Origin of the sequence: Paenibacillus taichungensis (assembly GCF_050994985.1) — a bacterium.
Taxonomy (GTDB): domain Bacteria; phylum Bacillota; class Bacilli; order Paenibacillales; family Paenibacillaceae; genus Paenibacillus; species Paenibacillus taichungensis.
In genome coordinates this window covers 6,412,435-6,424,945 of sequence record NZ_CP194720.1, presented here as the reverse complement: position 1 = coordinate 6,424,945, position 12,511 = coordinate 6,412,435, and the positions used below count along the sequence as shown (strand labels likewise).

The following is a 12,511-nucleotide window of genomic DNA, read 5'->3' as shown; positions in this document are numbered from 1 at the left end:
AGATGTAAACCCCTCTCCTTGTTACACGCTTACATGTTCCATTCGACCCCCAGATGCGAAATCCTGCATTACATTTTGCCCGATGCTTCCAAGAGTAACTGATCCAGTTCATTCGCAAACCGTATCGCTTGTTCCTCCCGCCAATCCAGGTGTTCAGTCATATACTGAATAACCACTGCCTTATACTGGCGGACTTCATCAATGCGGAAAAACAGGTCTCCGGTGCGTCTCACAAAAAAGTCTGCCGGTGTCACAGCCATCTCCTCGTCAATGGCATAACGCAGCATTAGCAGCAGCTCCTGTGACATACCATGCAGGTCGGCCTTTGTCCGCGGATCAGGCATCCGCTCGTACAGTGCGTCCACATTGGAACCATACACTCTGGCTAATCGTTCCGCAGTAGATCTGTCGAGTCCAAGTGCTACTCCATCCTTAATCTTGCGTTCAGCATACGCACCAAATGCGGCGGAACCGCCAACATGGCCTCCAGAAATCGGCATCTTTTTCGTAATACATGGTCCAGCGGATCTCCCCGTCTCCTGCTCCAATTGGCGAGCAGTCAGATCAACAACCATCTCTGCCATCTTGCGGTACCCGGTTAATTTTCCCCCGGCAATCGTGATCAACCCCGAAGGGGCTACCCACACTTCATCCTTGCGCGAAATTTCGGAAGGCCCTTTACCCTCCTCATGGATCAGGGGGCGTACTCCAGCCCAACCGGACTCCACGTCCTCAGCTCGAATCCTAACGGCCGGGAACATGCCGTTGACGGCATCGATGACATAATCCCGGTCTGCCTCAGAGATTAACGGATGTGCGGGATCATCTTCGAAGACGGTATCCGTGGTTCCCACATAGGTTTTCCCATCCCGCGGGACAGCAAAGACCATTCGTCCATCCGGTGTATCAAAATATACAGCCTGCCTTAACGGGAAACGCGTACCGTCGAATACCAAATGAATACCTTTCGTCATCTGCAACGTTTTGCCTTGGCGGGACCCATCTATCTTGCGCAGCTCATCCACCCATGGACCGGAAGCATTAATCACCTTGGTTGCCCGCAAATCATAAGATTGACCGCTGATCTGGTCCACAGCCTGAATTCCGGTAATGACCCCATTCTCCTTCAGGAATGCTGCTGCCTTCACATAGTTCACTGCCTGTGCACCGCGCCGCACCGCTTCCTTCATCACTTCAATGGTAAGCCGGGCATCATCCGTTCGGTATTCCACATAACGTCCACCACCCAGCAGTCCTTCCTTGCGCAGCAAAGGCTCACTGTCTGAGACGGCACCGGCATTTAACATTTGGCGTCGTTCACTACGCTTCACTCCGGCAAGCCGGTCGTACACCATCAGACCAATGGATGTGCTGAAGCGGCCAAAGGTACCCGCCGTATAGATGGGGAGAAGCATCGGTTCGGGTGTCGTCACATGTGGCCCATTCTCGTACACCACCGCTCGCTCCCGTCCCACCTCAGCCACCATTTTCACTTCAAACTGCTTCAGATACCGTAGACCGCCATGCACCAGTTTGGTCGAACGACTGGATGTGCCTGCCGCAAAATCCTGCATTTCCACCAGTGCTGTCTTCAATCCGCGGGAAGCTGCATCCAGCGCAATCCCGGCTCCCGTGATTCCCCCACCAATAATCAATATGTCAAAATGTGCATTCGCCATCCGATCCAGATATTCGGTTCGTTTTTCCGCTGAGAACGATGTTGTCATCCCGATTCCTCCCATTGATTACCTCTGTTTTACCCACAAAAGCACAAAAAAAAGACCACGTCATTCGCTTCAGCAATTGCTGAGCGGTACGTGGTCTCTCCCGATCTCCAGACATCATTTTTTTAACTTGTGACTTAATCCTATCACACATTTAAGGCGGCGTGAAGGCCTGAAATGACACATTATTCAAAAAAATTTCAAAAAGTTGTTCTGCCTGCGGATGGAATTTCAAACTGATCCACTAATCATTTATTTTTCCTTATAGTGGGTATATGTTTTCTCTTCTCCAGGAAAATAAACCCTGTAAGTTATGCATCATTTTCCACCAATAAATATCATTTATTGTAGAACTTTATCGAAAAAGTACAAATGCCCATTTGAAATATAATCCACTCATTTGAACACCATCGCTGCCTTCACTGCACGTTGCCACCCTGCATACAGCTCTGTACGCTCTTCTTCAGCCATAACCGGCTGGAAGACACGTTCCGTATTCTCGTGATTCGCCAATTCATCCGCGCTATTCCAATAGCCTACTGCAAGTCCTGCCAGATAAGCCGCACCTAATGCTGTCGTTTCGTTCACATTGGGGCGCTCCACAGGGATATTCAGAATATCACTCTGGAATTGCATCAGAAAATCATTGGCCGCTGCTCCCCCATCTACGCGCAAGGCATTCACCGGAATACCTGAATCGGATTCCATTGCCTCCAGTACATCCTTGGTCTGATACGCCAGTGCTTCCAGGGTTGCACGGATAAAGTGTTCTTTGGTTGTTCCTCTTGTCAAACCAAACACCGCTCCCTTAACCTCACTGTCCCAGTAAGGGCTTCCCAGACCTACAAATGCAGGCACCATATAAACGCCGTCTGTAGAGGGTACACGCGCCGCATAGTCCTCACTGTCTTTTGAGGAACGAAGCATCCGTAAGCCGTCACGCAGCCACTGTACCGCCGAACCTGCGACAAAAATACTGCCTTCCAGCGCATACTCGATTTTTCCATTAATGCCCCATGCAATAGTTGTAATCAGGCCATGGTTGGATTGTACGGGTTGTTCACCGGTATTCATAAGCATGAAACAGCCGGTGCCGTACGTATTTTTCATGCTTCCCTTTGTATAACAGCCCTGACCGAATAATGCCGACTGCTGATCTCCTGCTGCTCCGGCAATTGGAATCCGATGACCAAAGAAATGGTAGTCAACCGTATGTGCGTACACCTCGGATGAACCGCGCACTTCTGGCAGCATCGCTTTGGGAATGTCCAGAATCTGCAGCAATTCATCATCCCATTGCAGATCATAGATGTTGTACATTAATGTGCGGGAAGCATTAGATACATCAGTGACATGAGTGCCACCGCTCAGCTTCCAGATCAGCCAACTGTCGATCGTACCAAACAGAAGCTCACCCTTCTCTGCACGCTCCCGGGCGCCAGGCACATGATCCAAAACCCATTTCACCTTGGTTCCCGAGAAGTAAGGGTCAATGAGTAAGCCCGTTTTTCGATGAAAAAGGTCACCCAATCCCTTCGCCTTCAACTCATCACAAATATCAGCCGTTTGTCTGGACTGCCAGACTACTGCATTATAGATGGGCCGGCCCGTTTCTTTGTCCCATACCACAACCGTTTCCCGCTGGTTCGTAATGCCGATGCCGGCAATCTGGACCGGCTTGATTCCACTTTCGGCCAGACATGAAGCCATCACTGCCAGAATGGAGCTCCAAATTTCATTGGCGTTCTGCTCCACCCAGCCCGGCTTGGGAAAGTACTGCGGAAATTCCTGCTGTGCAATATGCACAATCTCACCGCTCCGGTTAAACAGAATAGCCCGGGAGCTCGTCGTCCCCTGATCTAGGGCCAGTATATATTTTTCCATACAGACAACCTCCTGTTGTGGGATTACTGCTTATATTCTGTATGCGATTTCTTGTAGTGCCGAATCAGGTCCATGTTGGAAGTGGTTACTGCGGTAGCTCCGGCTTCCAGCGCCAGTTCAACCTCTTCCGTTGAGCGGATCAACCCACCTGCAATAATGGGTATACCTGTCCGTATGGATACTTCTGCAATAATATGCGGGATAACACCGGGCAGTACTTCAATATAGTCCGGTTGGGTCTTGGACAGCAAAAGATAACTTTTCTCCAGCGCATTTGTATCCAGCAGAAAAACACGCTGAATGGCTGTAATCCCTTTCTGTTTCGCCTTCTGAATTACACTGGCTCGCGTCGAAATCAGTCCCGCCGGACGAATATGCTGGCATAAATACTCTGCGGCATATTCATCGTTCTTCAGCCCCTGCACCAGATCGGCATGCAGTACTATTTTTTTGCCACGTCGCCGTGCTTCTTCCAGAAGACTATGAAGCTGCGCAATATGCGTATCCAGCATAACCCCATAGGTGTATGGGCCTTCAATCATTGCTTCAAACTGCTTCATGCTCTTGGCAGCCGGTAACACATACTGTCCCTCAAATGGCACCTTCGTTCCTCCCGCATAAATCAGATGCCTATATTGTATAGTTCGTATGGTATGAACGGCAAGCAAAGTCAGGACTGTCAGATTAATTCTTGGCGTTAGACGACGGGGCCATTCTATTTCCTAAACTCAAAAAAGCTGTTCATGTTTACCCCAGAAGGAGCATACACAAACAGCTTAAATTGTCCTGTCTATTGGACAGTATGGCAAACAGGCGTTATGCCAAAATCATATTGAACGATCGATCGGGATCGGGATCAACCTTTTAGGCTTGGGCGTGTGGAAGCAAGGTCTCTTCACCAGCCCATGCATCATTTTCTGCCAAGTGACCCGAACGGCTCACTTTGGTCTGCAAATATTTTTCGTTAAAGGACGAACGATCTCCCCACAGTGGCACACGTCCACCCACATTCAGTCCCGCTTCCTGCAAAGCAGCGAGCTTGCGTGGATTGTTGGTGATCAATGTTACGGGAGCTGTACGAAGTGCCCGCAATACGGCAATGGCATCATCATAATTACGAGCATCGTCTGTAAATCCAAGCTGCAGGTTAGCATCAACGGTATCCAGACCTTCCTCTTGCAACAGGTATGCCATCGCTTTGCTGAACAGACCGATGCCACGGCCCTCATGGTTTGCCAGATAGAAGAGTGCGCCTGCTCCATGGGCAGCAATCATCTTCATCGATTGCTCCAGTTGGAAGCCGCAGTCACAACGTTTGCTGCCAAAGATATCGCCCGTATGACAGATGCTGTGCATCCGAATCAACGCTTCCTGTGCTTCGGCAAACTCACCGTACACCAATACGCTGGATTGCTGACGTTCAGCCAGTTCGGCGGTAGCGAGAGATTCAATCAGCTCGCGGCTTTCCATAGCTTTCTCCGATTTCATCCAGCTGTACCACTGGAAGGTATGTGTCTCTCCATCAAGATTCACCGGAAGTTTAATCGGTCCAACGAGGTGAATGAATTCTTTTCCACTCGGAAAAGTCTGAATTTTGGGGGCAAGCAGCTGAATAATATGTGAATTAATCATTAGTAATTTCCTCCTGTTAAACCATCTTGGTTATGAATTGATTCGCATCCAGACGTAAAATGGATCACTGGATTGCATATCATACGTATCTATATTATTGTCATCATCATTAGTTACTTTATGTAAGCAAGTTTAAAATAAAAATTATATTGTGTCAAGTAACTTTTGTTTCTAAAGTAACTAATAAATTTATGATACGTAACCGACACAAATTTGTGTTTCATTTCAGGAATATTGGGTATGAGTTTATAAACTGCTCATACACTTATGTTGTAGTCCATCGCACTTCATGCCTCGAACTTAACGATGAGGGGGTTATCACATGATCCGCCGGAAAAGAACATGCTGGACAGCCATTCTGCTAGTCTGTGTCATGCTGGTGAGCGGATGCTCCATATGGCCGGGACAGAACGATTCATCGAGCAACAAAAAGGTAGCGCTTACATTGTGGTACTGGAACCGTTCCATCGATGATAAGCTGATTGCCAAGGCCAAGGAAAAGTTCCCCAATATTGAACTGACCGCCCAGAAAATCGGTGGTGATTTCAAGGCAAAACTCAAAACGACACTCGCTGCGCGCTCAGGTGAGCCCGACATTGTCGCATTGAACGATTGGATCATGGAGCTCTTTCCCAGCGAGGACCGTTTCTATAATCTGTATGATCTCGGCGCAGGTGACGTCGAAGACCAATATCTGGATTGGAAATGGAAGCAAGGCGTTACACCGGGTGGACAAATGATCGGCTTCCCTATGGATACGGGACCGACAGCCCTCTTCTACCGTGCAGATCTATTTAAAGAGGCTGGATTGCCTTCCGAGCCTGAAGAAGTGGCTCGTCAGATCAACAACTGGGATGCCTATTCTGCTGCAGGAGAAAAGATCAAGGAAAAGTTCGGAGGCAAGGTATTTCTAACCGACAATATTGGAACCGTTTACAATCAAGTGTTATCGCAAGGAACCGAACGGTATTTCCGTCCTGACGGCTCGTTTATCGGCATGGATTCTCCACTCGTCAAGCAGAGCTGGGATACCGCCGTATCCTTCAAGCAAAAAGGGCTGCTCGCTAATGCAGACGGCTGGACCCCTGGCTGGAACGCAGCGATGAATAATGGTGAGATCGCTTCCTTTGTGGGAGCCGTCTGGATGAAGCAGGTACTGCAGGAAGCCGCGCCGGATACCTCTGGCAAGTGGCGAGTCACTCGCGCTCCTGGTGGAGACGGCAATAACGGTGGATCATTCCTGTCCATTTTGAAGTCAAGCAAACATCCAAAAGAAGCGTTCGAAGTCATCCAGTGGTTGCAAAGCCCGGATAACCAGCTTGAACAATATAAGACGTTGAACCTGTTTCCTTCGGCACCTGGTGTGTTCGATACACCGGCGATGAAAGAAGAAGAACCCTTCTTCGGCGGACAGGCAACAGGGCCTGTATTTGCCGAATCGGCACAGCATGTGCCCGAGGCTTTCTTTGGTGAACGATACCCTTCGGTGCACAACATTATTACTCGGCGGCTGAATGATATTGCGAAGCAAAATGCCAACCCGGAGCAGGTCTGGCCTGATACGGTTCACCGTGTTGAGCGGGAGTTACAGCGTTAATTCAGACACTCTAATGAGATGGCAATCCGTAAAGGAGGAATTCATATGGCTGTAACCGAACCTCGCCTCACTCCGGATCCGGGGAAGGTAAGTCCGAATTTGGATCGGCAGAAATCACTCTTGTCCCGGATGTGGGAACATCGTGCACTCTATGTGGCGATCTCCCCGTTTTACATTCTGTTTGCCGTGTTTGGACTGTTTCCAATCGGTTTTTCCTTATATCTGGCCTTTCACAAATGGGATGGCATTGGTGTGATGACCTATAACGGACTAAACAACTTTAAATATATGCTGACCGATGCTGAATTCTGGCAAGCGGTGGGTAACACGTTCATGATCTGGATTTATTCCACCATCCCGATGTTGTTCTTTGCCCTAATCATTGCGTTTCTGCTGCATGCACCTTTTGTGAAGTTCCGTACGCTGTTTCGGGTAGGGTATTTCTTGCCGAACGTGACGTCCATCGTGGCCGTCGCCATTATCTTCGGTGCCCTATTTGCCAACAACTACGGGTTTCTCAACTATTTGCTCCAGTCCGTCGGGCTTCCAGTGGTGGAGTGGCTGAACGCGCCATGGGGCATCAAAGTGGCAATCTCCTCCATGGTGGTCTGGCGCTGGACAGGATACAACGCAGTCATCTATCTGGCCGGACTTCAGAGCATCCCGCAGACATTGTACGAGGCTGCCAAGATTGACGGGGCATCCGGGATACAGTCTTTTTTCCGAATTACGATTCCAATGCTGCGTCCCGTCATTCTGTTCACTGTGATCACATCAACAATCGGCGGCATGCAGCTATTCACCGAGCCACAAATTCTCGTGGGTAACGATGGCGGCGCAGGTGCAGCCGGGATGACCATTGTATTGTACCTTTACCGCGAATCTTTCATTAATAACTACTTCGGCTACGGTGCTGCGGTTGGTTGGGGCATGTTCCTCATTATCGCCCTGTTCTCGATTGTGAACTGGAAGCTCGTTCAAGGCAAGTCATCCTGATGTGACAAGGGGGGAGCGCTCATGACGTCCAAATCTCTCAAATCGCTGGTGTTGTATATCGGTCTTATCGGGGGCATGCTCATTTCCATGTTCCCGTTCTATTGGCTGATTGTAATGTCTACCCGGACGACGTCCGACATTTATAAGTTCCCACCTCAGCTCTGGTTCGGGGGCGAACTGTGGAACAATATCAGTCGGGTGCTTCAGCAGATTGATTTCTGGGGCGCATTCATGAATACGTTGTTTGTGTCGGGCTTGGTGACGGTACTGGTACTGTTTTTTGATTCACTGGCAGGGTTTGCGTTTGCGAAGTTTGAATTCCCGGGTAAAAAATGGCTCTTCGTCCTGCTGCTCGCCACCATGATGGTGCCTTCCCAGCTGTCGCTGGTCCCTTCCTTCGTGCTCATGGCGACGTTCGGATGGGTCGGTTCCTTCAAAGCCCTCATTATTCCGGGCATGGTGAACGCCTTCGGCATCTTCTGGATTCGCCAATATGCCACGGAGTCCATACCGAATGACCTGCTGGATGCCGGGCGCATCGATGGCTGTAATTTTTTCCGGCTCTATTGGAATGTAGCGTTGCCCATTCTGCGGCCTGCGTTTGCTTTCCTCGGTGCGTTCACATTTATTGGCGTATGGAATGATTATCTCTGGCCCCTGATCGTCCTGACAGATGCACGAAAGTATACACTGCAGATTGCGTTGTCTCAATTAAACGGACTGTACAATACGGATTACGCGATGGTTATTGCGGGTACATTGCTGGCTGTTATTCCGCTGATCGTAATGTTCCTGTTCATCAGCCGCCAGTTTATCTCTGATATTGCCGCAGGTGCTGTAAAGGATTAGGGATAGCGCATTTTGATCCATCCCTCAAGTCTGATATTCTTATCTATAGATAAATACCAGATGCCATATAAGTTGGATGAATAGCGCCACGTGGGCGGAGGGGACAGAAAAGGCCTGAAGAAATGAAATGTTCGCATTTATAACCAAATTTCTCCTTTTGAAGAGGGATCAAAGAAATTTGGGGATAACGGCGATCGGAAGGCTTTCTGTACCCGGAGTGTTAACGTGTAACTGCATTCATTCACTTATATATTCAAGAAAGAGGGATGACAAAATGGCTTCTTCACCCTATATGATCGGCGTAGATATCGGCACCACCTCCACCAAGGCTGTCCTGTTCGAAGAGAACGGAACCATTGTGGCTCAAGGCGGTGCCGATTACCCGCTGTATACCCCTACTCCTGCGATTGCAGAGCAGGATGCGGAAGATATTTTTAAAGCCGTAGTAGAATCGGTTAAACAAGCGACCTCCAAGGCCGGCATCAAACCGGATGAAATCTTGTTTGTATCGTTCAGTTCAGCCATGCACAGCATTCTGCCTGTTGATGAACACGGCAAACCACTGATGCGGGCAATGACTTGGGCAGACAATCGCAGTGCCGAGTGGACAGAAGCACTCAAAACCGAAATGAACGGTCACGAAATCTATTTGAGAACCGGTACACCGATTCATCCGATGTCACCTCTGACCAAAATCATGTGGCTAACCAGAGATCAACCGGAACTGTTCAAACAGACGCACAAATTTATTTCAATGAAAGAATACGTATTTTATAAATTGTTCTCCGAGTATGTAATTGACCACTCCATGGCCTCTGCTACGGGGATGATGAATCTCGAAAAGCTCGACTGGGACGAGGAAGCTCTCCATGTCGCAGGCATCACTCCGGATCACCTATCCCGCCTCGTGCCGACGACACATGTACTTAAGAAAGGCTTGAATCCTGAGTATGCCAAGGAAATGGGTATTGCGGATTCGACACCATTTGTCATCGGGGCAAGTGACGGCGTGCTCTCTAATCTTGGCGTTAACGCCATTGATCCAGGCGTCGTGGCGGTTACCATCGGGACCAGCGGAGCGATTCGTACCGTCGTGGACAAGCCGGTCACCGATCCGAAAGGGCGTTTCTTCTGTTATGCGCTCACTGAGGATGCGTGGGTGATTGGCGGTCCGGTCAACAATGGCGGGGTTATATTCCGTTGGATTCGGGATGAGTTTGCGGCATCCGAGGTAGAGACAGCGAAACGACTGGGAATTGATCCGTATGAAGTATTAACCCGCGTCGCCGAAAATGTACCTCCAGGCTCGGAAGGCCTGCTGTTCCATCCGTACATGACGGGTGAGCGGGCCCCACTCTGGAATCCGAATGCACGTGGTTCATTCTTCGGCCTGACGCTGCATCATAAGAAGGAGCATATGATTCGCGCTGCTCTTGAAGGTGTCTTGTTTAACCTGTACACCGTCATGCTGGCGATTGAAGAGAAAATCGGGCGTCCCAAAAAGATTCAGGCGACAGGCGGTTTCGCCCGCTCTGAGCTGTGGCGCCAGATGATGGCAGATATCTTTGACCAGGATGTCATCATTCCCGAGAGTATCGAGAGCTCCTGCCTTGGGGCAGCCGTGTTGGGGCTTTATGCTCTTGGCCGCATCGATTCCCTCAGCGCTGTCTCCGGCATGATTGGATCGACCCATCGGCATCAGCCAGACCCAGATAGCGTTCGCATCTATCGTGAACTGCTGCCGATCTTCATCCGCATCTCCCGCAAGTTTGAAGAAGAGTATGCCGATATCGCTGCTTTTCAGAATAAAACGATGCAGAAGTGACTTGCTACGGCAACGAATCGCTGCACGTTAAAGAGGGTCATCCCACTATGTCTATGACATATGGGTGGCCCTTCTTTAATGTACTTTTTTTGTTACAAATACCCCAAGTACCATAGTTGCATTGCCCACCACACCATCAGCAATGGTGACATGATATACAAGATAGATAATGAAGTATCTCATTAAAAAGAACTAGAAAAGAATGTATGCATCCATATGCTAACTATTGCAATCATCCATTATATTTGCTGAATGCATCCTTATCTGCCTGCACATTTTCCAAATATACAATCTTCCCCACCTCATTCACACGAGCGATATCGATGCCTGTTTTGGCATACACCGTTCCGTCCGCAGCTTGTCCGCATACCGCCCAGTTTGTTTGATAGCTACCGTCCGGCTGAAGCTTCCATTGGTCCCACATATGTTTCACATCGCTATTGTATTCATAGAAAGCTTTCATAAAACCATCGAATCCTGTTCTGCTGGTTCCATTAAGCACAATCTCTGCATCCGGTGTAAACAGGGACAATAGATCCTGCATCGCGCGTTCGTCAGTACGGGAAGCGTCAAATAGACGGAAATAGTTGTTTAACAAGGTAGTCATGGGTATTCCTCCTGAGGTATATAAGCCGATTTCGATTTAAGTTCGAAAAATTTCAAACTAACTGAGATGAAATGTAACATACTTTCTGCATCAATAACAACCCTCAGTTCGAAAAAATTCAAACATTGAAAGAGCTTGTCGAATATGCTACCGTCATAGATATGAAAACTCCAACGATACCTATGGCTTCGGAATTGAATCTGACCACGGTCTGCAACGCACTCGGTGATCCGGTACGGATGAAAATTGCACACTGTCTGGCCAGCTCTGGCGAGAAAAACTGTTCCGCCTTCGAAGTAGACCATATTTCCAAATCAACGTTGTCTCATCACATCAAAATCTTACGTGAAGCAGGCCTTATCCGGCCTCGCATTGAAGGTAAGCAGCACTTCTATTCTCTGCGGAAGGAAGACTTGAACTCCCGTTTTCCCGGTCTTGTTGGACTGATTCTGAATACAACCAAGGAATATGTACATTAAGGAAAACGAAGCTTAATCATGCGATCCATCATCTTATCGATTGTATAAAGGAGGTTTATTTCTTGGATAAAAAAGCAGCAAAAATCCTGCTAGGCACCTTTTGGGGAAGCGGCGGCTGGAAAACAATATCTGCTCCCTTCTCAGGGGATGACTTTGAATATGCCAAAAGCAGAGGTGTCATGTTCGATCCACTGACCATTACCCATGATGAGATCGTCGCGCGTTTGCATGAGATTCATCAGGACAACTCCATCAAGCGACGGGTAGTATCAGCATTTTTACACAGTTTATCTACCAAAAAAGGTTATCTGCGCAGCGCCCTTTCCAGCTGGGCTTTAACATCGCAGCTGCCTTTGCATACCTATGAGGAACGCCGAGCACTGCATGCCAACACCAGCTCCTGTGGGGATTGTAACTTCCTGCGCCTGCAATCGGACAAGACGTACACGGACGTCGATCTGAACGTATTGAACTTTGAACGGGTGAAATGGGGCGGGGTCCGCCACAACAACCTGTTATACTGCCTGATGGATCTGGATCTACTGCTGGCTAGCAAGGAAGCCATCTATGAAGTGACTGACGCAGACATCGCTATACTTGTGAGCATGCTTGAAGCAGCGCAAACCTGCGAGCCTCACGACAGCGCACGCGGGTTAGAGAAACGCTGGAAAGGCTTATTTCCTTCGAGCAAACAGGAACGCGACGCCATCCTCGAAATCTGGGGTGCATCCGGTCTGCTTGTGCCGCAGGATACGCCACGAAAAAGCAGAGGCAGTTACAGCGACTTCCACTTTGCTGCAACCTGGCAGGGCGATGACGGTTATAGCGCAGATGCGGCGATTTCTCTCTTTGGCTCCTATCTGCCCCAGAAACTCTAACCCCTTAACCAGCCCAGCTCTAGATCTGTTTAAGCCGGTT

Annotated in this window: 11 protein-coding genes; 6 read left to right on the top strand and 5 right to left on the bottom strand. The window is 49.0% G+C overall.

Features of this window, described 5'->3' with window-relative positions:
* Nucleotides 1-68: 68 nt before the first annotated feature.
* The 4 genes from ACR1R9_RS29015 to ACR1R9_RS29000 form a co-directional block, all read right to left on the bottom strand.
* On the bottom strand, nucleotides 69-1,727 hold the full coding sequence (locus ACR1R9_RS29015) for a glycerol-3-phosphate dehydrogenase/oxidase (RefSeq protein WP_433922123.1): 1,659 nt from the start codon (nucleotides 1,725-1,727) through the stop codon (nucleotides 69-71).
* Between the two features lie 393 nt (nucleotides 1,728-2,120).
* Nucleotides 2,121-3,608, bottom strand: coding sequence for a glycerol kinase GlpK (glpK, locus tag ACR1R9_RS29010; RefSeq protein ID WP_433922124.1), 1,488 nt, complete (start codon nucleotides 3,606-3,608; stop codon nucleotides 2,121-2,123).
* A gap of 23 nt (nucleotides 3,609-3,631) precedes the next feature.
* Nucleotides 3,632-4,210, bottom strand: coding sequence for a glycerol-3-phosphate responsive antiterminator (locus tag ACR1R9_RS29005; protein ID WP_076287428.1), 579 nt, complete (start codon nucleotides 4,208-4,210; stop codon nucleotides 3,632-3,634).
* Nucleotides 4,211-4,472: 262 nt separating this feature from the next.
* Nucleotides 4,473-5,240 (bottom strand): GTP cyclohydrolase II, encoded by a 768-nt coding sequence (locus ACR1R9_RS29000; protein ID WP_175381517.1) that lies wholly within the window; start codon nucleotides 5,238-5,240, stop codon nucleotides 4,473-4,475.
* Nucleotides 5,241-5,562: 322 nt separating this feature from the next.
* Here ACR1R9_RS29000 and ACR1R9_RS28995 point away from each other — a divergent pair, with 322 nt between their 5' ends.
* From ACR1R9_RS28995 to gntK, 4 genes are all read left to right on the top strand, one after another.
* A complete protein-coding gene (locus ACR1R9_RS28995; RefSeq protein WP_063567341.1) occupies nucleotides 5,563-6,837 on the top strand; it encodes an ABC transporter substrate-binding protein in 1,275 nt (424 codons plus the stop codon).
* A gap of 129 nt (nucleotides 6,838-6,966) precedes the next feature.
* Complete coding sequence (locus ACR1R9_RS28990) at nucleotides 6,967-7,833, top strand: carbohydrate ABC transporter permease (protein WP_076287712.1); 867 nt, start codon at nucleotides 6,967-6,969, stop codon at nucleotides 7,831-7,833.
* Nucleotides 7,834-7,854: 21 nt separating this feature from the next.
* A complete protein-coding gene (locus ACR1R9_RS28985) occupies nucleotides 7,855-8,682 on the top strand; it encodes a carbohydrate ABC transporter permease (RefSeq protein ID WP_072733733.1) in 828 nt (275 codons plus the stop codon).
* Between the two features lie 274 nt (nucleotides 8,683-8,956).
* On the top strand, nucleotides 8,957-10,507 hold the full coding sequence (gene gntK / locus ACR1R9_RS28980) for a gluconokinase (protein WP_326066798.1): 1,551 nt from the start codon (nucleotides 8,957-8,959) through the stop codon (nucleotides 10,505-10,507).
* 232 nt (nucleotides 10,508-10,739) lie between these two features.
* Here gntK and ACR1R9_RS28975 read toward each other — a convergent pair whose 3' ends face one another.
* On the bottom strand, nucleotides 10,740-11,114 hold the full coding sequence (locus ACR1R9_RS28975; protein ID WP_099857269.1) for a polyketide cyclase: 375 nt from the start codon (nucleotides 11,112-11,114) through the stop codon (nucleotides 10,740-10,742).
* A 161-nt stretch (nucleotides 11,115-11,275) separates the two neighbouring features.
* Here ACR1R9_RS28975 and ACR1R9_RS28970 point away from each other — a divergent pair, with 161 nt between their 5' ends.
* Both ACR1R9_RS28970 and ACR1R9_RS28965 read left to right on the top strand, forming a co-directional pair.
* A complete protein-coding gene (locus ACR1R9_RS28970; RefSeq protein ID WP_433922125.1) occupies nucleotides 11,276-11,593 on the top strand; it encodes an ArsR/SmtB family transcription factor in 318 nt (105 codons plus the stop codon).
* Between the two features lie 62 nt (nucleotides 11,594-11,655).
* Nucleotides 11,656-12,471, top strand: coding sequence for a hypothetical protein (locus ACR1R9_RS28965; protein WP_076287424.1), 816 nt, complete (start codon nucleotides 11,656-11,658; stop codon nucleotides 12,469-12,471).
* The last annotated feature ends 40 nt before the right edge of the window (nucleotides 12,472-12,511 follow it).